Origin of the sequence: Paenibacillus sp. FSL K6-2859 (genome assembly GCF_038008265.1) — a bacterium.
In the GTDB taxonomy this organism is placed as follows: domain Bacteria; phylum Bacillota; class Bacilli; order Paenibacillales; family Paenibacillaceae; genus Paenibacillus_AQ; species Paenibacillus_AQ nitricinens.
This window is the reverse complement of sequence record NZ_JBBOYU010000001.1, coordinates 5,544,716-5,567,460: the sequence shown is the minus strand read 5'-3', so window position 1 is coordinate 5,567,460 and position 22,745 is coordinate 5,544,716. Positions and strand designations below refer to the sequence as shown.

At 44.6% G+C, this 22,745-nt stretch carries 17 protein-coding genes and 1 tRNA gene; 12 read left to right on the top strand and 6 right to left on the bottom strand.

Annotated elements, in window-relative coordinates; genetic code table 11:
- From MHB64_RS24880 to MHB64_RS24870, 3 genes are all read right to left on the bottom strand, one after another.
- The gene (locus MHB64_RS24880; protein ID WP_341135580.1) at nucleotides 1–1,056 is read right to left on the bottom strand and encodes an ABC transporter permease; all 1,056 of its coding nucleotides are present in this window, start codon (nucleotides 1,054–1,056) and stop codon (nucleotides 1–3) included.
- Nucleotides 1,053–1,784 carry an ABC transporter ATP-binding protein gene (locus MHB64_RS24875; RefSeq protein WP_373455907.1) on the bottom strand — a complete coding sequence of 244 codons (732 nt, stop codon included), beginning with the start codon at nucleotides 1,782–1,784 and terminating at the stop codon, nucleotides 1,053–1,055. Before MHB64_RS24875 ends, MHB64_RS24880 begins: the two co-directional genes overlap by 4 nt.
- 263 nt (nucleotides 1,785–2,047) lie before the next feature.
- A complete protein-coding gene (locus tag MHB64_RS24870) occupies nucleotides 2,048–2,932 on the bottom strand; it encodes a helix-turn-helix domain-containing protein (protein ID WP_094874305.1) in 885 nt (294 codons plus the stop codon).
- A 125-nt stretch (nucleotides 2,933–3,057) separates the two neighbouring features.
- Here MHB64_RS24870 and MHB64_RS24865 point away from each other — a divergent pair, with 125 nt between their 5' ends.
- Nucleotides 3,058–5,148, top strand: coding sequence for an alpha-glucuronidase family glycosyl hydrolase (locus MHB64_RS24865; protein WP_341135579.1), 2,091 nt, complete (start codon nucleotides 3,058–3,060; stop codon nucleotides 5,146–5,148).
- A 95-nt stretch (nucleotides 5,149–5,243) separates the two neighbouring features.
- Nucleotides 5,244–8,684, top strand: a complete 3,441-nt coding sequence (locus MHB64_RS24860; RefSeq protein ID WP_341135578.1) for a glycoside hydrolase family 2 TIM barrel-domain containing protein — start codon at nucleotides 5,244–5,246, stop codon at nucleotides 8,682–8,684.
- A 109-nt stretch (nucleotides 8,685–8,793) separates the two neighbouring features.
- Here the strand turns inward: MHB64_RS24860 and MHB64_RS24855 are convergent, their stop codons facing one another.
- Complete coding sequence (locus MHB64_RS24855; RefSeq protein ID WP_094878459.1) at nucleotides 8,794–9,447, bottom strand: GntR family transcriptional regulator; 654 nt, start codon at nucleotides 9,445–9,447, stop codon at nucleotides 8,794–8,796.
- Between the two features lie 221 nt (nucleotides 9,448–9,668).
- Between MHB64_RS24855 and uxuA the strand changes: the two genes are divergently transcribed.
- From uxuA to pstA, 6 genes are all read left to right on the top strand, one after another.
- Entirely contained in the window at nucleotides 9,669–10,745 is a 1,077-nt protein-coding gene (uxuA, locus tag MHB64_RS24850; protein WP_094878458.1) for a mannonate dehydratase, read from the top strand.
- Nucleotides 10,746–12,368, top strand: coding sequence for a mannitol dehydrogenase family protein (locus tag MHB64_RS24845; RefSeq protein ID WP_094874310.1), 1,623 nt, complete (start codon nucleotides 10,746–10,748; stop codon nucleotides 12,366–12,368).
- Between the two features lie 244 nt (nucleotides 12,369–12,612).
- Complete coding sequence (locus tag MHB64_RS24840; protein ID WP_341135577.1) at nucleotides 12,613–14,049, top strand: stalk domain-containing protein; 1,437 nt, start codon at nucleotides 12,613–12,615, stop codon at nucleotides 14,047–14,049.
- 53 nt (nucleotides 14,050–14,102) lie between these two features.
- Nucleotides 14,103–14,963, top strand: coding sequence for a phosphate ABC transporter substrate-binding protein (locus MHB64_RS24835; RefSeq protein WP_234538107.1), 861 nt, complete (start codon nucleotides 14,103–14,105; stop codon nucleotides 14,961–14,963).
- Between the two features lie 82 nt (nucleotides 14,964–15,045).
- Nucleotides 15,046–15,993, top strand: coding sequence for a phosphate ABC transporter permease subunit PstC (gene pstC / locus MHB64_RS24830; RefSeq protein ID WP_094874313.1), 948 nt, complete (start codon nucleotides 15,046–15,048; stop codon nucleotides 15,991–15,993).
- On the top strand, nucleotides 15,990–16,865 hold the full coding sequence (gene pstA, locus MHB64_RS24825) for a phosphate ABC transporter permease PstA (protein ID WP_094874314.1): 876 nt from the start codon (nucleotides 15,990–15,992) through the stop codon (nucleotides 16,863–16,865). The genes pstC and pstA overlap by 4 nt, the downstream gene beginning before the upstream one ends.
- A 711-nt stretch (nucleotides 16,866–17,576) precedes the next feature.
- Here pstA and MHB64_RS24820 read toward each other — a convergent pair.
- Both MHB64_RS24820 and MHB64_RS24815 read right to left on the bottom strand, forming a co-directional pair.
- Nucleotides 17,577–17,873 carry a hypothetical protein gene (locus tag MHB64_RS24820; protein WP_341135576.1) on the bottom strand — a complete coding sequence of 99 codons (297 nt, stop codon included), beginning with the start codon at nucleotides 17,871–17,873 and terminating at the stop codon, nucleotides 17,577–17,579.
- Between the two features lie 34 nt (nucleotides 17,874–17,907).
- Nucleotides 17,908–17,981 (bottom strand) — tRNA-Arg (locus tag MHB64_RS24815).
- Between the two features lie 280 nt (nucleotides 17,982–18,261).
- Here MHB64_RS24815 and MHB64_RS24810 point away from each other — a divergent pair.
- From MHB64_RS24810 to clpX, 4 genes are all read left to right on the top strand, one after another.
- Nucleotides 18,262–19,107 (top strand): hypothetical protein, encoded by an 846-nt coding sequence (locus MHB64_RS24810; RefSeq protein WP_256989995.1) that lies wholly within the window; start codon nucleotides 18,262–18,264, stop codon nucleotides 19,105–19,107.
- 98 nt (nucleotides 19,108–19,205) lie between these two features.
- Nucleotides 19,206–20,540, top strand: a complete 1,335-nt coding sequence (gene tig / locus MHB64_RS24805; protein WP_094873532.1) for a trigger factor — start codon at nucleotides 19,206–19,208, stop codon at nucleotides 20,538–20,540.
- A 284-nt stretch (nucleotides 20,541–20,824) separates the two neighbouring features.
- Nucleotides 20,825–21,415, top strand: a complete 591-nt coding sequence (clpP, locus tag MHB64_RS24800; RefSeq protein ID WP_036685049.1) for an ATP-dependent Clp endopeptidase proteolytic subunit ClpP — start codon at nucleotides 20,825–20,827, stop codon at nucleotides 21,413–21,415.
- Nucleotides 21,416–21,427: 12 nt separating this feature from the next.
- Nucleotides 21,428–22,684 carry an ATP-dependent protease ATP-binding subunit ClpX gene (clpX, locus tag MHB64_RS24795; RefSeq protein WP_341135575.1) on the top strand — a complete coding sequence of 419 codons (1,257 nt, stop codon included), beginning with the start codon at nucleotides 21,428–21,430 and terminating at the stop codon, nucleotides 22,682–22,684.
- Nucleotides 22,685–22,745: the final 61 nt, after the last annotated feature.

The following is a 22,745-nucleotide window of genomic DNA, read 5'->3' as shown; positions in this document are numbered from 1 at the left end:
CTACATTTTGCGGTGCTTGCGCAGTGCCAATACATTCAGAAGCATGAATAATAATGAAAATCCGATCAGCACATACACATCCAGAGCGATGGCACTCCATCCTTTGCCGCGGATCATGATGTTCATAAGCGCTTCTGATCCATAATAAATTGGCGTTGCGTAGCCAACGCGCTGTAGCCACATCGGTAGGGTATCGAGTGGGAACAGTCCACTGAGGAAGACCTGTGGCACGATAATGAGCGGAATGAACTGAATCATCTGTAGCTCGTTAGCAGCAAAAGCAGACAATAGCGTACCCAGCGTCAGCGCTGTCATCGACAGCAGCATAGTGAGGAGCATGACATAACCAAAGCTGCCTATCATCATAATGCCAAGGATCTGAATGGAAAACCACGAGATCAACAGGGCTTGGAATACGGTGAAAATGCCGAAACCACATACATAGCCGAGTACAATCTCCCATCTTTTTAAGGGAGTAGAAAGTAGGCGTTCAAGGGTGCCTGTAGTCCGTTCTCGCAGGAAAGAAACGCCGGCAATCAGGAATACGAAAAAGAAAATAAATACACCAATCATAATCGGACCGAAGCGGTCAATGGTCTTCATATTCTCAGAACCGTATAGATAGCTAATCTGAGGTTGTAATTGCAGCTGTTTCTCTGTATCAGGAAGAAGCTTTTGTGATAATTGTTGAAGCGTCAGGATCACCGCTTTATTGGCGGTCGGATTGCTGCCTTCTAACAGCACTTGGGGGATGACTCCTGATTCCCCAGCCTTTCCGTCCAAAGTGATCAAAGCGTCAATCTTTCCTTCTACTAGAGCACTTTTCCCTAGCTCTTCGCTGGCATACTCTTTAATTGTAGCGTTTTCTTCTTTTAACACTGCGGAGATATTTAGTGGTACCCCGGATATCCCGATTTTAGGCTCATAGGCATCCCCGTTGAATACCAAGCTCATTAAACTTAGAACGATGAGCGGTGCAATGAACATTAAGGCCATCGTTCTTTTATCATGAATAAATTGTCGCAAAATCCGTAAGGTGATCGCTCGGATTCTCATGAACGGACACCTCCATAATATAGAAAGGCTTCCTCAATAGAAGCTGAGCCTGTGGCTTCAAGCAGTCCGGCGGGTGTGTCGGCGGCAAGCAGCTTGCCATCACGGATCATTCCAAGGCGATCACATTTCTCAGCTTCATCCATGACATGTGTAGTTAGTACAATCGTGGTACCTTTCCGATTAAGAGCTTTTAGTTCTTTCCAGATGGATAGTCGGAGTACAGGATCGATACCTACTGTCGGTTCATCAAGAAGAAGTAGCGGAGGCTCATGGAGCAGCGCAATCGCCAGGGATAGGCGGCGTTTCATTCCGCCGGAGTATTGATCTACTCTTTTGCGCAGATGCTCCTGAAGATCTACTAGTTCCATAACAGCTTTGATGCGTTTGCCGCGCTCCGCACCTTTTAGTCCATATAGCGCAGCGAAGAACTCCAGATTTTCTTTTGCGCTGAGTTCCGTATATAGGGCATCAGATTGAGCCATGTATCCAATTTGCTGCAGCATGGATAACTTAGGCATAGTGACACCAAGCACCTTTACCTCACCTGAGGTCACCTCATCGATACCTGTAAGCAGCTTTACTAGCGTTGTTTTCCCGGAGCCAGAGGGCCCCAGTATGCCGAAGGTTTCGGCACGCTCCACTTGAAGTGAAATATCTTCGAGCACCTGTTTGTCTCCAAAGGCTTTACTAACATGGCTCACTGAAATGACTGGAACTTCCGAACCCATATTCATCTCCTCGATTCTGAATAGTCTGGGATACAAAGTGGTGTTACTGAGTACTCTGCACAACACTAATGAGTGAGCGCTCACTCATTAGTGTGCTCCGGAATCCAATAAATGTAAAGTGCTAGATTTCCACTACTTGAAATCAACTGACAATCAGGTATAAATCGCAAAGTAGCGGCATTTTTGCACAAGATGTGAATACCTGCTCACGAACCAACTTGATATGATGTTAACAAGGAATACAGCTGGGGATGTTCGACAACTCAATGATGCAAATGCCATTGCTTCCGAAATTGATTTGGCGTTGTGCCGAAATGGGTTTTGAACAATTTGCAAAAATGAGAGCAATTTGTGATACCTACTTCCTCGGCGATGTGTGCAACCGTGTATTTGCTTGAAGTCAGAAGATGAACGGCTTCCTGCATTCTTTTGACCGTTAAATAATCGGAAATACTGCTGCCTGTACATTCCTTGAATAAGTGGGATAAATGATGGGGGGAAAGATGTAGATCCTTGCTCATTTGATCGAGCCGCAAAGGTTTCTTGTAATGCAACTGCAGCCATTCCATAATACGTTCTGCCTGATGTGGTTTACGAAGCAATTGTTCCATGGAGGTCGGCTTCTGCTGTGTATCCCAAAGCGGCTTTAAAGTACGCAGGAACGTGATGAGAAATAATGAGACCTCTTCCATGAAATCATTTTTAGTCAAACTTGGAAGCGCTTTACCCAGATCCTTCAGAAGAGCTATCAGCGATTGCAGATCCTGCTGTTCATACCATCGGGGTGAGGAAGAATTGCCGCTGTGAATATGATGGAAAAAGCTTTGTAGGACGGGCCACTTCTCAAAATAAGCTTTAAATAGGCTGGGTTCATAATGCACAATCGAACGCACGAACGGAACCGCCTCATTGATTTCAATTTGAATATGATGCAGTTGATACGGCTGGAAAATACAAATCATTCCTGGCTTTATTTCATAGCTATTTTGATCAATAATGAGCGTCCCTTTACCTTCATGAACAATAAGAATTTCAACACCCTGATGAGCATGGAATGTACCTTGATAGTCGTCTGTATTTGTACTTGTTCTTTTATATACAAAATAGAGCTGGAACGGTTGTAAGTCCTGCTGCTCATGGTACGTCACATTCGTGTTCCTCCTATTAGTAGGGATGCGGATAACCTATCGTTTACAAAAGTATAAGAGAACCATTGCACAGTCAGCAACACCTAGATTAAAAAGTCTTACTCACTAATGGAGGACACTGAATTATGGCAGAACAAAAGACGGAATTACAACACGCAGGGTATAAAGCTTGGCTCGAATATCCATATATTCAATCTAGTGCAGTAAGAGAGTGCTATGCTGCTTGGTGCAAAAACATTTTGATCTCCGAACAGGATCATCCAGTGATCAAAAGTGCTGTGCAAGAACTAATACGCGGCATACAAGGAATGCTCGATAAAGAAGTTACCATTGCTGAATCTCGGGATAAAGATATGCAGGGCTGTATTGTGATCGGTACGTTTGATAGTAATCATTCGTTGATTACGCATACCTTTAGCGAGGCTACAAGGACAGCCATTGGATCAGAAGGTTATGCCATTCGAACAAACACGGAGAAGGACTGTATTGCAATTGGTGCTTCCACACCCGTGGGATTATTGTACGGTGTATTTGCATTCCTACGCTTGCTTGGAACAGGTCAATCTATCGAAGCGTTGGATGTGATGGACAATCCTGTAAATCTTCTCCGCATGATGAATCAATGGGATAACATCGATGGAAGCATCGAACGTGGTTACGCAGGGAAGTCCATATTTTACTCAGACAACGAAATCACTAAGGACTTTGATCGATTGCAAGATTATGCGAGAATGCTCGCTTCGATAGGAATCAATGCGATTGCTATAAACAATGTCAATGTACATCGGTTTGAAACGATGTTTATTACGGAGCGCTATCTTCCTGAGATCGCGCGGATTGCCGATATCTTCCGTAACTACGGGGTCAAGCTGTTTCTAAGTATTAACTATGCTAGCCCGATCGAAATCGGTGGATTGAATACAGCTGATCCGTTAGATTCTGATGTACGCCAATGGTGGAAGGCAAAGGCGGTAGAAATTTATAAATTGATTCCAGATTTCGGCGGTTTCCTCGTAAAAGCTGATTCAGAGAATCGTCCAGGTCCATTCACTTATGATCGTGATCATGCAGAAGGTTCGAACATGCTGGCTGAAGCTTTATTGCCCTTCGGGGGAATCGTCATCTGGCGCTGCTTCGTTTACAATTGCAAACAGGATTGGCGGGATCGCTCCACCGATCGTGCACGAGCGGCATATGATCACTTTAAACCGCTGGATGGCCAGTTTATGGAGAATGTTATTTTACAGGTGAAGAATGGTCCAATGGATTTCCAAGTACGTGAAGGTGTATCTCCGCTGTTCGGTGCCATGGAGCATACGAATATGATGATTGAGTTCCAAATTACGCAGGAATATACAGGCCAACAGCGTCATGTCTGTTACCTCGTCCCTCAATGGAAGGAAGTTCTTGATTTTAATACTTACGCAACAGATTCGGAGTCATCGGTGAAGCGGGTTGTTGATGGATCTATGTATGGTTATAAGTATAGCGGCTTCGCTGCTGTTTCAAATATTGGCAATGATCATAACTGGACGGGGCATTTATTAGCGCAGGCCAATCTGTATGGTTACGGTCGTCTCGCTTGGTATCCGGAATTAAGTGCAGAGCAAATCGCGAAGGAATGGATTATGCTCACATTCGGTGCAGAGGATGAGCAGTTAATAGATACGATTCGTGAGATCTTGTTAACCTCTTGGCCTATCTATGAATCTTATACTTCGCCGCTTGGCGTAGGCTGGATGGTCAATCCAGATCATCATTACGGTCCAAGTGTGGATGGATATGAGTACTCGAAATGGGGAACGTATCATTTTGCAGACTTACAAGGGATTGGCGTAGACCGGACAATAAAGACGGGTACGGGATATGTTGCTCAGTATCAAGGAGCGAATGTAGATTTGTATGAATCGGTAGCTACTTGTCCAGATGAGCTATTACTGTTCTTTCATCATGTACCGTATACGCGTACTCTTAAATCTGGTAAAACGGTCATCCAGCATATTTATGATACGCATTTTGATGGCGTGGACCGGGCAGCAGGGCTCAAAGAGAAGTGGCGATCCCTTGAGGGGAAAATGGACGACAGCAGGTACGGGCAGGTGGCAGACCGTCTGCATGAACAGGTACTACATGCCCGCGAGTGGAGAGATATCATCAATACGTATTTCTATCGAAAAAGCGGTATTCCAGACCAGCATCAACGCACAATATACTAAATATTAGCATTAGTAGGAGTGTGCCAGCAGGGCCACTCCTTCTCTTGCTCCATCCCTTTGTTTCATAATCCTATGAGAAGAAAGGAAGATACACATTGAATCATAAAAGATTATTTAATGAGGGCTGGGAATTTGCTAAGAGCACTTTAGAGGTGACGAATGCTGAGTCCTTGGATTTCCATCCCGTAGATCTCCCTCATGATTGGTTGATTTATAACACATTAGATTTGTATGAGAATAGTATTGGATGGTATCGTAAGTCTTTTATGAATGCGAAGAATGATAAGCAGTTACTGTTATGCTTTGATGGAGTTTATATGGACTCTGCGATCTATGTGAATAATCAATGGGTTGGAGAGTGGAAATACGGCTATTCTTCCTTTGAATATGAGATTACGGATAGTCTAATAGACGGGGAGAACGAAATTCTTGTGAAGGTCGTGCACCAGAGTCCGAATAGTAGATGGTATTCAGGAGCGGGTATCTATCGGAATGTATGGCTCAAGACAAGAGATTGTAATCATATTGTGACAGATGGAATTTACATTCATGCGGTACAAAAGAATGACGTTTGGCAAGTGGAGATCGACACCGATGTGAGCATTACAGGAGATATGCGGCTTTCCCAAACCATTCTGCATAAGGATCGAGTGATAAAGACCTGTGTTGAGAAGATCTCGGCAGCAGAGCTAACACAAGATGCCTCACGTATAAGTCAGGTACTGACTGTAGAGAATCCTTTATTATGGAGTCCCGATGCTCCGCATTTATATCAGCTAAAAACAGAATTGCAGCATAAGGCATCTGACCAGAGTTCTGATGAAGTGTGGACAACAATAGAAGATGTAACACAGTGTTTAGGCTTTCGAACGATTGTATTAAATCCGCAAGAGGGGATGCTTCTGAATGGGCAAAAGATCAAATTGAATGGTGTTTGTGAACATCATGATCTTGGCGCATTGGGTGCGGCGTTTCATACAGCGGCATTGCGAAGAAGACTTGAGATCTTAAAGGACATGGGCGTAAATGCGATACGTACCGCTCATAATATGCCTGCTGCAGAGCTTATGGATCTGGCGGACGAAATGGGGCTGCTTGTGGTTTCGGAAGCCTTTGATATGTGGGAGCGATCGAAGACCCCATATGATTACGCAAGATTTTTTAAGGACTGGGCGTTAAAAGATGTGAGAAGCTGGGTCATGCGAGATCGTAATCATCCAAGCTTGCTCATGTGGTGTATTGGCAATGAAATTTATGATACGCATGCTGACAAGCGAGGGCAAGAATTGACGAGCATGTTGATGGAAGCCGTGCTTCAATATGATCCGAGAGGCAACGGGAAAGTGACCCTTGGATCGAACTATATGCCTTGGGAGAATGCTCAGAAATGTGCGGACATCGTAAAGGTGGCAGGCTACAATTATGCGGAAAAATATTATCATCAGCATCACGCGGAACATCCTGACTGGATTATCTATGGTAGTGAGACCGCTTCTATTGTACAGAGCAGGGGAATATACCATTTCCCATTCGAGCAATCCATCCTGGCTGACGACGACGAGCAGTGCTCTGCGCTAGGTAATAGCTCTACAAGCTGGGGAGCAAAGTCAGCAGAAGCCTGTATTATTGCAGAGCGCGATGCAGCCTTCTCATTGGGACAATTCATATGGACTGGCTTTGACTATATTGGTGAACCAACACCGTATCATACGAAGAATTCGTATTTCGGGCAGATGGATACAGCGACCTTTAAAAAGGATTCCTATTACATCTATCAATCGGCTTGGACAAATTACAAGGAACATCCTATGGTGCATATTTTTCCCTATTGGGATTTCAACCCCGGTCAAATGATCGATGTTCGAGTCTGCTCGAATGCTCCCAAGATAGAATTGCAGTTCAATGGTAAGAGTGTTGGGACCTATGAAATCGATCATGTGCATGGAACGCAGTTAGCGGGCTGGTGGAAGCTTCCTTATGAACCAGGTGAGCTCAAGGCAATTGCTTACGATGAGGCTGGCCAAATCATTGCAGTTGACATTAGGAAATCGTTCGGTGATGCGAGTCGAATCTGCTTAAAGGCTGATAAGGGTACACTCCTTGCGAACGGCACAGATTTAATCTTCATTGAAATTACGATGGAGGATGAGCGCGGTAACGCCGTTGAGAATGCAAACAATCGCGTTCAGGTTCAGGTGAGCGGAGCAGGCCGTTTGATCGGTTTAGACAATGGAGATAGCACGGACTATGATCCATACAAAGGAACGGGTAGACGTTTGTTCAGCGGTAAGCTTATGGCGATTGTTGCTGCGGAATTAGAAGCAGGCACGATAATGGTTGAGGTTACCTCGAAAGATTTAGCAGGTAGTAAGCTACAGCTTCAATCGCTTCCTGTGGAAGATAGTGGAATAGGCATTTCAGCTAACACTAGAAACCTAGAGATGCCATGTGTATCGGGAAATGTAGAAGAAATTCCTTTGCGAAAAATAGAAATTATAAGTCATTCTGGACAACAGTTTAATGAAAATAGAAGAGAAATGATTGTACACGCAAACCTTTACCCTGTAGAAACTTCCTATTCTGAAGTGGAGTGGAGGATTGTAAATGATGCTGGGATTGAGTCCAATCTAGCTCGGATCGTATCGTTTGGAAATGAAGCCAAGATCACGGCGTTAGGAGATGGGAGTTTCCGCGTTCGCTGTATGAGTAAGAACGGTACAGAAAAGACAAAGCTGATTTCACAGTTGGAATTTACAGCGACTGGTCTTGGGACGGCTTACAAGGATCCGTATGGATTTATATCTGGCGGTCTATATGATGAGGTTAAGGGCGAAGTCGGAAATGGAAATGAACGAGGCGTAGCTACGAGTCGAGATGGTGAGACCCAGGTTGCTTATCGCGAGATCGACTTTGGACCTTATGGATCGGATTTGATAACGATTCCCCTATTCGCATTGTCTAGCGAAGCCTATGAGCTCCAGATTTGGGAAGGCATGCCGGACGAAGAGAACAGTGAGCTTTTGGCAGATGTTATCTATCAGAAGGAGTCGCAATGGAATGTATATCAGGAGGCAACCTATCTATTATCCAAGAGACTCACTGGCATCAGCTCTGTTTGTTTCGTATTGCAGAAGAAAGTGCACATAAAAGGCTTTTCATTTGTGAAAAAGAACCGAGCGTTCGAGCAGCATAGGGCTGTAGATGGTGATCGTATTTATGGTGATACGTTCACCATCGCGGAGCAGGGTGTTGAAGGGATTGGGAATAACGTATCTCTCGTGTTCGAGCAGATGGATTTTATGACAGAAGGTACTTCTAAGCTGGTCATTTGTGGGAGATCCCCGATCGATAAGAACACCATTCATCTTCGCTTCGAAAAGGGTGAAGAGTCTAATAATCAACTGATCGAATTTACAGAGTCAGATGGATATGTAGAGCGAGTATTTGAGCTGGAGAAAGTGACAGGGGAACAGAAGGTAACCTTTATCTTCTTGCCTGGAAGTCAGTTCGATTTCGGTTGGTTTCGTTTTGAGTGATCGGTTGCTTCAACTACTACGATAAATGAGAAAAAAGACCGTCTCCAAAGCCATGAAGGTGGCTGCGTGGGGCGGTCAGTTTATTTTAAGTAAGTTTTTAAGTAAGTGATTACGCTTTAATATAATCCGCAAAATTCTCCAGTAAGTATAAGGAGTTCATATCCTCACGCAAATGATGCTGGACTAGCTCATCTACTTTGTCTGGTTCATGGTTTGTCATACAATCCAGGATCATGTGATGCTCGCTCAAATTTTTCTCCAGCTTTTCTTGCTTTAGGGTATGCAGGCGTCGATATCTTTCATAATGCACATGGGAGAACTTAATTTGCTCCCACAAAAATTCATGTCCTGCTAATGTGAATAACGTCTTATGATAGGCATCATCCAAAGCAAAAAAGTGCTCAATGGCATGTTCTTGATGTATGGCATTTCTTTGTTCTTCTAAGATTTGCTTAAGCTCGAGGATACCTTTTAGAGTAAGACTACCGGATAGACCTTTGATAATATCCTTTTCTAGAACACTTCTTAAATAGATCATCTGCTCGACAGATTCCAAATCAATGTACGAAACAAGATTCCCTTTCTTTGGATACACATCAATATAGGACTCTAGGGATAGCTGTTTTAGCACATCACGTAAAGGTGTCCTGGATATCTGGAACCGCTCAGACAACACGGTCTCACTTAGAATGGTTCCAGGCTTTAGGGTTAGATTACGAATTTCGTGCTTCAACAAGTTCAAAATTTCATTTTTGGTGGACATGAGGTAACGTCTCCATTGCCATTGATTTTGGAATTCGGATATCTGAAACGGGATCCTGATATTAGAAAGTGATTTAATTATATATTCTTTTTATCTTGTATACAAGTTTTCAATAAGTGAATTAATATCATTGACAAAAGATATTGCTTAAATCTAATATTTGAATATATTATCTTGTATACAAGATCACGACGTTTGAAATTAGAGGAGGTTTTATCTAGATGAACATGACATGGAGATGGTATGGAGAAGGCAATGACAACATTACGCTTGATCATATCCGGCAAATTCCGGGGGTAATGGGTATTGTCTGGTCACTACATCATAAGGTAGCGGGCGAAGTGTGGGAAATGGATGACATTCAAAAGGTTGCGGATCAAATTACGAGCAAAGGGTTTAGCACTGCCGTAGTAGAGAGTGTGAACGTCCATGATGATATCAAGATTGGACTCCCGACGCGTGATAAATATATCGATATTTACATAGACACCATACGGAAGCTAGCCAAGGTCGGTACTAAAGTGATCTGTTACAATTTCATGCCGATCTTTGACTGGACTCGGACGGAGCTGTACAAGGAATTGCCGGATGGCTCGAATGCACTTTTTTATGAAAATGCAGCCATTAATGAGAACCCGCGCGACATGGTGAATCGTATTCTCGAGGGGGCCGGCGAATTTACAATGCCTGGCTGGGAGCCGGAGCGTCTTGCGAAGCTCGATGAGCTATTCGCCGCTTATACAGATGTAACGGAAGAGAAGCTGTTCGAGAACTTGGTCTATTTTCTGAAGCGCATTATTCCTGTCTGTGAAGAAGTCGACATCAAAATGGCTATTCATCCCGATGATCCTGCTTGGCCGATCTTTGGCTTGCCCCGCATTGTCCGCAGCCGTGATACGATCCGCCGTTTACTTGACGCAGTAGATAGTCCGTATAATGGTTTAACCTTCTGCACTGGGTCGCTCGGTACGAATCCGAAGAACGATCTGCCAGCTATGATTCGGGAATTTTGTAATCGTATTCATTTTGCCCATATTCGAAATGTTAAGGTTTTTGAGAACGGTGATTTTATTGAGGTGTCTCATCGTGGACGGGATGGCAGTGTGGATGTGGCAGAGGTTGTTAAAGCGTATCATGAGAATGGATATACGGGGTATGTGCGTCCAGATCATGGTCGTCATTTGTGGGGGGAAGAGAAGACTTGCCGCCCGGGATACGGGCTGTACGATAGAGCAATGGGGATCATGTATTTACTTGGTGTGTGGGATAGTCTCAACAATACGACGGGGGTGAAGTGAATGCTGCTTCTGACAAGAGAGAGTATTGAATCATGTGCAGAGGCGTGGAAGGACGCTAACGTGGAGCTTCCTCACTTTGATTATGAGCAGGTGGCGGAGAATACGCGCGTTAGGCCGGAATGGATTCATTTTGGAGCGGGAAATATTTTTCGGGGATTTGTTGCGAATGCTCACCAGAAGCTGTTGGAGCTTGGAAAAGCAGATACAGGTATTATCGCCGCTACCTCCTCTGACTACGAGCTGATTGACAAGATTTATAAGCCTCATGATCATTTGACACTTCTCGTACTAATGAATGCTAGTGGCGAGTTTACGAAAAAGGTAATTAGCAGTATTACCGAAGCTATTATGGCAAACAAGAATCGAGCGCAGGATTACTGTCGTTTAGTTGAAATTTTTGAAAATCCGAGTCTGCAGATGGCCAGTTTCACCATTACAGAGAAAGGTTATACCTTGACCGGTGCTGATGGAATGTACCTGAATATCGTGAAGCATGATATGGAGCAAGGGCCGGAGCAGCCTTCCCACAGCATGAGTGTGATCGCTTCTCTAGCGTACCGTCGATATCTAAAAGGCCAGTATCCGATGACTTTTGTCAGTATGGATAACTGTTCGTACAATGGGGATATGCTGAAAAATAGCGTGATTACAATCGCCAAGGCATGGGCTTCGAAAGGGCTTGTGGAGGAAGGTTTTGTTGCGTACCTCGAAGACGAGAGTCGCATAACATTCCCCTTGTCGATGATCGATAAAATCACACCACGTCCATCCGAGGAAGTACGTAAGGCTTTACAGGAGCAAGGGATTGGCGGTATGGATATACTTATTACCTCGAGAAACGCTCATACCGCACCTTTTGTTAATGCAGAAGTTAGCGAATATCTGGTCATTGAGGATAAGTTTACGAATGGGCGACCTTTATTAGAAGAAGCCGGCATTATATTCACAGATCGTGAGACCGTAAACAGGGTAGAAACGATGAAAGTTACCACCTGTCTAAACCCCTTGCATACTGCATTAGCGGTCACTGGCTGTCTACTAGGCTATACACAGATTTCGGATGAGATGCAGGATCAGACCCTACGTACATTAGTCGAGCGGATTGGGTATAAGGAAGGATTGCCTGTAGTTGTAGATCCTATCATTCTACGTCCACAGCAGTTCTTGGATGAAGTACTGCAAGAGCGCTTGGCGAATCCATTTATTCCGGACACCCCGCAGCGAATTGCGACAGATACGTCGCAGAAGGTAGGCATTCGTTATGGGGAAACGATCAAATCCTATGTACAACGCGAAGATCTTCATCCAGCTGAATTGACGGCGATTCCACTAGCAATTGCTGCCTGGTGCCGCTATTTGATCGGAGTGGATGACCAAGGGAACGCTTTTGAGCTGAGTCCTGATCCTTTAATGGAGTTACTTCAAGCGCATCTGCAAGGAGTGACTTTGGGAGATTCGACCTCTAATGTGCATAGGATTCTAGAAAATGAGAAGATTTTTGGTGTACCTTTATATGAAATCGGTCTGGGTAGCAAGATTGAAAGTTACTTCTATGAGATGCTGAAAGGCCCAGGAGATGTTAGGAGAACGTTGGAACAACATTTAAATGAAGAGTTAGTATAGATCACATTTACAAAAAGCCTCATGGAGTAAAAGCTACTGCACCCCGCAGAGTTTTCCCCCATGAGGCTTTTTCGTGTCTAGTCCATTTGGTTTATCTGAATTTAGCAGTCTAGTACGCTAATATACCTACTTTTTCAAAAAAATAATTATAGTTAATATTTCCATTACATTCCTCTGCAACAGAGTTGACAATTGTAGACGAAAATGACATTAGCAGTTACCTATACGAAAAGGGTGAATCTAATTGAAAAACAGTAAATGGATTAGCGCAACGTTGGCTTCAGCACTTCTTGCAACAGTAAGCGTTGGGAGTGTATCTGCAGCTAGCATCGGCAGTAATGTAAAATCTGTAGCTACCAATCAAACCGCTGCAAAAACAGCAGTTAAAGAAGGTACAGCTACTTGGAATGTAAATGGTACGCCGATTGTGTTTAACACCATTAATAGCAGTGGTTACAAGCTGTACTCGCTGAATCAGGTAACTGGTGAAATTGGAGCTAAGTTAGTACTTGGAGCTGGCGGGTTTGAACTTAATGACAGCAAGGGATTACATAATGTGAAGCTCAAAACAGGCTCAAAGAGCTATCAAGTAGATGGTAATTCCGAGACGTTCACAGTTGCTCCAGTATTTTATAACGGTAAAACCTATGTAGAGCTTTCTAAGTTAGTTTATGCATTAGGTGGAGAACTGGATGCTGATGCTAGCACGATTCTAAGCTTTGCCCGTCCTGAAGGATTGTTTGATACTTTGCACTGGACAGCAGCTGGAAGTCTGATTGCGAACAAAAGTGATGCTGAATCTGCTCAACTTATCAAGTTCAGCACTGAGCCAGGTAACTACGAAGTATTTTCATCCAATGACAGTGCAGTGGATTTTGCAGTGTCGCCGGATGGGCAATGGGGAGCTTTCAATGATGAGACGGGTTTGTTGAATCTGATTAACCTGTCTAGCGGAGCTACTAAGCTGCTTGGTACGGACAATAGTGTAAAAACGGATCTGGTTTGGTCAAATGATGGTAAAAATATTTACTTCGTCCAAGGTGACAAGCAAGAGAAAATCGCAAAAATCTCAGTAGACACTGGTGAAGTTAAATCCGTATTGGCGGACAAAGTAGAAAATAAATCCGAACTGCGCATTTCCGCTGACGAAAAGAGCGCCGTTTATATCGTTAACCTGACGGGTGTTGCTAAAAACGATGCAGACAGCACAGAAGATTCCCTTACTGTTGACTTCAGCTCTGCTGGAGAGCAGCTTTACAAGCTTGACCTGGCTACGAAAGATGCTAAACCCGCTGCACTGACAACTACACCGGATAACAAACTGTACCCTGAAATTTCTGCAGATGGTAGCGTCGTTTACCTGAGTGCAGATGCTGAGGGTAATGCAGCTAACACATTGAAGGTTGTAAAAGCAGACGGAACAAGCAGCAACATTGCACTTGATGTTGAAGTAACTTGGTCTACTGGCGTTAAGAACGGCTTGGTTGTAGCAGGTTCAGCGGCAGATGGAAGCACAGTAGTCTATTCCATTGATAACAATGGAGCTAAGACTGAACTGTTCCGCTCCACTGAGGATGTATCTGAAGTAGCTGTTTCAAATGATGGAAGCAAGCTTGCTATCGTAAGTGACGGCGGTGTATGGGTGGTTCAAGGCGGTAAAGCATTGCAACTGTCGAAATAATAAATTTCCTAATTATATTTAACGGCGTAGAGCCGAGAGGAGAAATAATACAAATGAAGATTTTCAAAAAGCTAACAGTAACGGCTCTAACGGCTGTAATTGCGGTAACCGCATCTTTCGCAGGGGTTGCAGCAGCAGCCGATTCACTTAAAGGTAAAATCACAGTTAACGGTTCGACCGCACTTCTTCCATTGACGCTTCAAGCGGCAAAAGAATTCCAGAAGCTGCACCCTAAAGTAAAAATCGCAGCCTCCGGTAAAGGTTCAGTAACTGGACCTCAAGCTGTTAAAAAAGGCATCGCTGATATCGGCGCTTGCGACTGGGATGCTAGCATAGACGTACCAGGCTTCAAAGCTTTTGACGGACAGGTAGCAAACAAAGTAGCTGTTATTCCTTTTGCTACAATCGTGAACAAAAATGTTGGCGTAGATAACCTTACAACTGAACAGCTTAAAGGCATTTATGCAGGTAAAATCACGAACTGGAAAGAAGTAGGCGGTGCAGATGCTGACATCGTGGTTATCACTCGTTCTTTCGGTTCCGGTACACGCGTTAACTATCAAGCTAAAGCTTTGGATGGCGGAGATATCGTTAAAAAAGCTAAAAACTATAAAGAAACAGGTTCATCCGGTGACATGAAGACTGCCGTTGGAACAACTCCTAACTCCATCGGTTATATCGACCTTGTATATGTAAGTGGCGACGTAAAAGCTGTTAAACACAACGGTGTAGCTGCTACTACAGACAACGTAATCAATGGATCTTATAAGATCTGGGCTTATGGTTACTACATGACTAAAGGCCAACCTACTGGCGCAACAAAAGAATTTATCGAATACGTACAAAGCAAGAAGTTCCAACAAGGTTCCCTGAAAAAGCTTAAATTTATTCCGATCGCAGCAATGAAGGGCTAATATCATCTGAAGATCATATTGAACGGTAACAGCGGCCAGCTCCGATCTTGATACGGGGGTGGCCGCTTACAGGAGGGAAAGTATGGGGGCACCAGTCCACGGCTTGGCAACTAGGGGAAAAGAGAGCGTAACGCAGGTTAGCGCTAACTCCAAACGTCACGGTAGACATTTGTTTAGTAACAAATTGTTTAAGTTTTATTTTTTATTCAGCATTCTTGCGCTTTGCTTTGTGCTTGGACTTGTAATTCTATTTATCGGCAAAACGGCTATGCTTCTGTTCGGCCATCTCTCGCCTGCGGACTTTTTCTTTTCCTTTAACTGGACGCCGGAAGAGGATTCTTTTGGAGCGGCTGCCTTCATTGTAAATACACTTTCACTAACTGCATTAACGCTGCTGATCGCAGTTCCTATCTCGGTAGGGATGGCAGTACTTTGTGCAGAGATTGCCCCAAAATGGATGAAGACTTTTATTCGTCCAGTGCTGGATTTATTGGTAGGTATTCCTTCAATTGTTTACGGATATATAGGCTTAACGGTATTACTTCCTTTCTTACGCAGAATTAGCGGGGAGAGCTTAGGCGATGGCTTGTTAGCCGCTGCACTTGTGCTCGCCTTAATGGTACTGCCAACCATTTGCCGAATCAGTGATGATGCCATTGTCTCTGTGCCGCGCAAATATCGGGATGCAGCATATGCTCTTGGATCTACCCGTTTACAGGTCATCATGCGTGTAATCCTGCCTGCGGCCAGCCGGGGGATTATCTCTGCAGTTATTCTAGGTATGACTCGTGCTGTAGGTGAGACGATGGCTGTAGTTATGGTTATCGGGAATACACCGCAATTGGCGAAGACGTTATTCACGCCAGCATCGGTGCTGACTAGTAACATCGTTATGCAAATCTCCAATGTAGAGTTTGACTCTACCTGGAACTATGCATTACATATGATGGCATTTCTTTTGCTAGTAATATCATTTGTATTAATTCTGATCATCCGCGTGCTGGGTAGAAAAAGGAGGGATGCAGCGTGAACGGATTCGCAAGTACAAAGCATACAGCGCGTGCTCAAAGAAACAATAAAATTGCGACCATAGGGTTTTATACCCTTGGGGCTTTAGTCATGCTGCTGATCTTCTGGCTGCTCTTCACGATTCTTAGTAAAGGTTTACCGGCACTTCGGCCCGATTTCCTGATTAAACAGCCTGAAGAGATTGACGCAGGTGGTGGGATTGGCCCGGTATTGTTTAACTCCTTTTACATTTTGTTCATCTCGCTGATTATTTCCGTTCCCATTGGTTTGGGTGCGGGAATCTATATGGCTGAGTATGCCCCAGATAATAAATTTACAGGGGCACTACGTATTTGCGTAGAATCTCTGTCATCGGTTCCATCGATTGTGTTCGGTATGCTCGGACTTGCAATTTTTGCAGAATATTTCGATGTCGGTCTGACGATTCTTGGCGGAGGCGTCAGCTTGGCGCTGCTGAATCTACCTATGCTTGCGCGAGTGACAGAGGAAGCGGTACGTGCTGTACCTGGGGACATCCGCGAGGCTGGTTATGCGCTTGGGATGACTAAATTCCACGTGATCCGCACGGTAGTTCTACCCGTTGCAATGTCTGCCATTGTTACTGGGATTTGTCTCGTTGCTGGACGCGCCTTCGGGGAGTCTGCGGTTATTATCCTTACCGCTGGTCTCAGTACCTCGGGCGAAATGTGGGATTTCAATCTGTTCTCTCCGGGTGAGACGCTGGCCGTACACCTTTGGTATGTACAATCCGAGGCGATTGTAGAAGATGCGCGTCAAATTGCTGATAAGTCGGCAGCGGTACTTGTATTTGTAGTTCTGTTTATCAATTTTGCATTTCGATTTCCGCTGTGGCTTAGCAATCGCCGCAAATAATGAACTGGGGTCTACGGGGGAAACCTGTAGGCTTTTATTTCGAAAAGCTGCTCTAAGGGAATGTTAGCGTTCGCTTAGAACAGCTTTTTGAGATTTTATCTGGGAGCTTTTTAATGGAGAGAAAACTAGCTACGTTAATTTTGGATATGCAGATCTTCTGTGATTGAATGATTACGCTCAACCTAGTGAAATTGGCGAGTTGCTCATGAATTGTAAATGAAAACTTGCGGAGTGTTGGTGGATTCGGGGGTGTTAATGGGGACATGCGAATGCTGACCGATTCGGGGATTGCTTGATTGCTTATGGATTGTTTGTTGAGTATTCGCATAGAGGGAATATCTCCCTATAATTCGACGCTCTATGGTCTCTAATGTTTATATAGGGAAATCCTCCCTATAATATCTATGTTTTGATCATAGATAGGGATTTTGAGTATTATTAAGGGTAGAAATTCCTATAAAGCTTGATTTTTAGCGATTCTAGGCAATTTTATAGGGAGGATTTCCCTATAGTTACAGTCTAGCTAGGATAATATAATCCTTTTCGATCTGGTCCTAGGAGAGTTCTACACTAGAAAGTACCTGAACGTACCCAGCCTACACGCACTTCAAGTAACTCCGAGAAACATCAACTGTATCCGCACCAGAACAATTGCCGAAGTTACTCTATAAACCTAGTGCCCTGAACGTACCCATCCTATACGCACCGCAATTAACTCCGAGAAGCATCAACTGTATCCGCACTAGCCTGGCCACCTAGCACAAACTGTTCAACGAACCTAACTGTCTGGTTTTTATTAAGTCTCATCTGAAGAACGATGATTTCAGCTCCTGTTTTTCTAGCACTCGTGTCGAATGTCTTTCTCCCTGAACGCAGAAACAGCCTCCCCGAAGGAAGGTTGTTAACGGGTCCAGAGCGGGATACAGCCCCAAAGGGCTGACTGCGAAGCGTATGCTTTCGATGCCTATACTCCGACGAACCTCCGTGCTTCACATCCCCTGAACGCAAAAACAGCCTCCCCGAAGGAAGGCTGTTACTCTGACGTCCCGGAAGGGATTCGAACCCCTGACCGTGCGCTTAGAAGGCGCATGCTCTATCCAGCTGAGCTACCGGGACATGATTGCTGGCTGAAAAGCAAGCAGGATTTATCATATCATGTATGCCGATGTTTTTCAAGCTGTTTTTTAAAAAGAGTACGGGGTATGCTATAATCTACAATTATTAAGTTTCGGATGAAGCTTAAGGTCTTAATAACATTTATGACGTTTTAGAATTCAATTCACATAATTAGCTATAAGGAGGTGCCCTCATTAAAGATTCAGATTCCCCCGCCACAAAAGAGAATATCGTCCTGTTTCCCAAGACACTGGACTATTATCAAATCCAGCTTACGGTGATGCTGGAGAGTGAACGATACGGGGAAGCGATGGAGCTGCTGCGTTTTTTGTTGCAGTGTCAAGGACAGGAAGAGCGGAATTACGAGGAATGGCGGTCTCTGCTGGAATGGCTCGAAACAGCTTTCCCTTATGCCTCTCAGAATGGAGATGCAGAAGGAGCCGTTCACCCCGAAGACGAAGATTTAAGGGAAGAAGATATGGCCCGTCTCTTGGCCAAATCAAAAATGACTGAGGATGCGGGGTATCCTCAAAAGCTGCTGCAGCGGATAATGAATGAGCCGCTGTCAGAGGCGACAATCCTAGCACTAGAGCAGCTTTCATATCTGGAAGGCGGCGGAGTCGATGAGGCGCTGACGGCATGGCTGCAGGGGGATAATGTTCACCCGCTGCTGCAATTTCGGACCCTGCAGACCCTTCGGCGGCGTGGGATGCAGGGAACAGTGAATCTGATTCGTGGTCACGAAACAGCAATTGTAGAGATTGAAAGTGTGCCGCTGCAGACAGAGGATTTTCCACCACAGGTGAGTCAGGTGCTCGAGCGGGTAGCCGAGCAGGCGGAGGTACACGAGCCTACGCTGTATTATTTTGCACAGGAGCTCTGGGGCCAGTTCGTCATGTCGATTTATGGATCGGAAGAGTATCGGAAAATACTGGATGGGGAAGACGCGCTACTAGATATTTGGGCGGGGGCGTTACACCAGTTTGTATCTGAGAGCTTAAACGGTACACGGCAAGAGGAGGAGACTCGCGGAATGTACGGCATTACCGACGGCATGCGCTTTCAATTTGAGGGGGCATATCGTGCGCTCAAGGGTTTTGTAAAGACTTCTCTACTTGATAAATAAAGTAATGTTGTATATAATATAATGGTTATTCTGTGCGTGGATTGTATCATTTTTTGAAGTAAACTTGTGAACCTATATTTTGGAGGGAAAAGTATAATATGAAAGCAACATGGGAAAAAATAGAGAAGAACCTTGGAGTTCTTGAAGTAGAAGTTGACGCAGAACGCGTTGCAGCAGCACTTGATAAAGCTTTTAACAAAGTCGTTAAGAAAGCTAACGTACCAGGCTTCCGTAAAGGTAAAGTGCCACGCCCGATCTTTGAATCCCGTTTTGGTGTAGAAAGCTTGTACCAAGATGCAATCGACATTCTTCTTCCTGAAGCTTATGGTGAAGCCGTTGAACAAACTGACATCTTCCCTGTAGACCGTCCTGAAGTTGATATTGAGCAATTTGCTAAGGGTCAATCCTTTATCTTCAAAGCGAAGATCACGGTTAAACCTGAAGTGAAGCTCGGCGATTACAAAGGTCTGGAAGTTCCAGTACAAAAAGCTGAAGTGACTGAAGAAGAGCTGAGCGCTGAGCTTGCTCGTCTGCAAGAGCGTCATGCTGAACTCGTAGTAGTTGAAGAAGAAGCAGCAGCTAACGGCGACATCGCTGTGATCGATTTTGACGGATATGTTGATGACGTACCGTTCGAAGGCGGAAAAGCTGAGCGTCATTCTCTTGAACTTGGCAGCAACTCCTTCATTCCTGGATTTGAAGAGCAAGTAGTGGGAATGTCCACTGGAGATTTCAAAGATGTTGAAGTTACTTTCCCTGATGAATACCATGCAGAGAACCTTGCGGGTAAGAAAGCAGTATTCAAAGTGAAACTGCACGAAATCAAACGCAAACAACTTCCTGCACTCGATGATGAGTTCGCTAAAGATGTAAGTGAATTCGAAACTTTGGAAGAGTACAAAGCAGATCTGAAAGCTCAGCTCGAATCCCGTAAACAGGATGAACTGAAAGGCCTTCGCGAGAACGCAGTTGTTGATAAAGCAGCAGCAAACGCTGAAGTTGAGATCCCTGAAGCCATGATCAACAGCGAAGTTGAGAACATGGTTCGTGACTTCGACACTCGTCTTCGTCAACAAGGTATGAACATGGATATGTTCCTTAGCTTCTCCGGTCAAACTCGTGAAGACTTGCAGAACCAAATGAAAGGCGATGCTGAAAAACGCGTTCGCAACAACCTGGTACTGGAAGTTATCGCTAAACAAGAGAACATTGAAGTTTCTGAAGAAGAAGTTAACGAAGAGTTGGCTACTATGGCTGAAGCTTACAAACGTACTCCAGAAGAAATTCGCAGCATCTTGGCAGCTAACGGTTCACTGAGCAGCTTGAACGAAGAACTTTCTTTGCGCAAAACCATTGATTTCCTTGTTAGCAATAGTGTAGAAGTTGAAGCAGTAGAAGAAGCACCAGCTGCTGAAGACGCTAAAGCTGAGTAAGATTTTTTAAACTACCTAGAACGGCCGAGCAATCGGCCTCCATACAGATATGATAAGGCACGTAAGTTTCGTTACGTGCCTTATTTTTATCCTCGGGCACAGATATATGTGATTACATAGGTATCCGTATGAGCGTATGGTATTAAGGAAATTGGCGTGATGACTTCACTATCACAAGCAGTGGACAGGTCTGCTGTAGTGAAAAAATGACATCGGGCCGTGAACGTGTTAAAATATTTTTGAAACGATAAGACTAATCTGTATAGAGAAAAGAGGTTGGTGGCATGAGTCTGGTACCAATGGTTGTGGAATCAACAAGTCGTGGAGAACGTTCATACGATATCTATTCCAGATTGCTCAAGGATCGCATTATTTTCTTAAGCAGTGCGATTGACGATGATGTCGCCAATCTGGTTATTGCTCAACTGCTGTTCCTTGCAGCAGATGATCCCGAGAAGGACATTCACTTGTACCTCAACTCACCCGGTGGTTCAGTAACAGCCGGCATGGGTATATACGATACGATGCAATACATCAAACCGGATGTTTCAACCATTTGTGTAGGGATGGCGGCAAGCATGGGATCGCTCCTTCTGACAGCTGGGGCTCCGGGCAAAAGATACGCGCTGACTAACAGCGAAGTTATGATTCATCAACCGCTCGGCGGTGTTCAAGGTCAAGCGTCTGACATTTGGATTCATACCGACTGGATCCTCAAGACGAAACAGAAGTTGAATCAAATTTATGTAGATCGCACAGGTCAGCCCCTTGAAAAAATCGAACGGGACACAGACCGCGATAACTTCATGAGTGCGGAAGAAGCCAAGGAATATGGGCTTATTGACCAGGTTCTTTCTTCACCGATGAAATCTTAAAGGGGTGGTTAGATGTTTAAATTTAATGATGAAAAAGGGCAATTGAAATGTTCTTTTTGCGGCAAATCACAAGAGCAGGTTCGTAAGCTTGTAGCAGGACCGGGCGTTTATATATGTGACGAATGTATCGAGCTTTGCACGGAAATTGTGGAAGAAGAGCTCGGTCATGAAGAAGAGCTTGATCTGAAGGATATTCCGAAACCAAAGGAAATCCGCGATATTTTGGATCAATATGTAATCGGTCAAGAGCAAGCGAAGAAATCGCTGTCTGTTGCGGTTTACAATCACTATAAGCGTGTGAACAGCCAGAGTAAGATCGAAGATGTTGAACTGACGAAGAGTAATATTCTTTTGCTTGGTCCAACCGGTTCGGGTAAAACTTTGCTCGCACAGACGATGGCGAAGATTATCAACGTTCCATTTGCGATTGCTGATGCTACTTCCTTAACGGAGGCTGGTTATGTCGGCGAGGATGTTGAGAACATTCTGCTTAAGCTGATTCAAGCGGCAGATTATGATGTGGAGAAAGCCGAACGCGGCATTATCTATATTGATGAGATTGATAAAGTGGCACGTAAATCCGAGAACCCGTCCATTACCCGTGACGTATCCGGTGAAGGTGTACAGCAGGCGCTTTTGAAGATTCTGGAAGGAACGGTTGCTTCTGTACCTCCACAAGGTGGACGTAAGCATCCTCATCAGGAGTTTATTCAAATCGACACGACGAACATCTTGTTCATCGTGGGCGGTGCCTTTGACGGACTGGAGCAAATGATTAAACGCCGTATCGGTAAAAAAGTCATTGGCTTCAACGCAGCGGTTGAAGGACAAAAGGATCTGGGGCCTGGCGAATATTTGTCGATGGTATTGCCTGAAGACTTGCTCAAATTCGGACTAATCCCTGAATTTGTAGGCCGTCTGCCAGTGATCTCGACTTTGGAGCCGCTTGATGAGAATACGCTGGTGCGTATCCTTTCCGAGCCTAAGAATGCACTCACTAAACAATATATCAAGCTGCTGGAAATGGATAACGTAGCGCTGAAGTTCGAACCGCTGGCACTCGAAGCGATTGCCAAGGAAGCGATCAAACGCAATACGGGAGCCCGTGGACTGCGCGCGATTATTGAGAGCATCATGCTTGATGTGATGTATGAAGTGCCTTCACGTGATGACATTAGGGATTGTGTGATCACGGAGCAGGTCGTTCAAGAGAAGGCTTTGCCTGAATTGAACCTTAAGAAAGACAAGAAGAAAGAGGAAAGCGCGTAAGTCGCTTACCTTAACAATACATGTCACTGTCTCCACCTTTCTTCCGCTTATCCCGCTTCAC

Excerpts from the sequence above, each read along its gene's own strand:
- MHB64_RS24865 (WP_341135579.1), top strand. The coding sequence starts at position 3,058 with ATGGCAGAACAAAAGACGGAATTACAACACGCAGGGTATAAAGCTTGG.
- MHB64_RS24880 (WP_341135580.1), bottom strand. The coding sequence starts at position 1,056 with ATGAGAATCCGAGCGATCACCTTACGGATTTTGCGACAATTTATTCAT.
- MHB64_RS24875 (WP_373455907.1), bottom strand. The coding sequence starts at position 1,784 with ATGGGTTCGGAAGTTCCAGTCATTTCAGTGAGCCATGTTAGTAAAGCC.
- MHB64_RS24835 (WP_234538107.1), top strand. The coding sequence starts at position 14,103 with ATGAAGATTTTCAAAAAGCTAACAGTAACGGCTCTAACGGCTGTAATT.
- clpX (WP_341135575.1), top strand. The coding sequence starts at position 21,428 with ATGTTTAAATTTAATGATGAAAAAGGGCAATTGAAATGTTCTTTTTGC.
- MHB64_RS24810 (WP_256989995.1), top strand. The coding sequence starts at position 18,262 with ATGCTGGAGAGTGAACGATACGGGGAAGCGATGGAGCTGCTGCGTTTT.
- clpP (WP_036685049.1), top strand. The coding sequence starts at position 20,825 with ATGAGTCTGGTACCAATGGTTGTGGAATCAACAAGTCGTGGAGAACGT.
- MHB64_RS24845 (WP_094874310.1), top strand. The coding sequence starts at position 10,746 with ATGCTGCTTCTGACAAGAGAGAGTATTGAATCATGTGCAGAGGCGTGG.
- uxuA (WP_094878458.1), top strand. The coding sequence starts at position 9,669 with ATGAACATGACATGGAGATGGTATGGAGAAGGCAATGACAACATTACG.
- MHB64_RS24855 (WP_094878459.1), bottom strand. The coding sequence starts at position 9,447 with ATGTCCACCAAAAATGAAATTTTGAACTTGTTGAAGCACGAAATTCGT.
- pstC (WP_094874313.1), top strand. The coding sequence starts at position 15,046 with ATGGGGGCACCAGTCCACGGCTTGGCAACTAGGGGAAAAGAGAGCGTA.
- tig (WP_094873532.1), top strand. The coding sequence starts at position 19,206 with ATGAAAGCAACATGGGAAAAAATAGAGAAGAACCTTGGAGTTCTTGAA.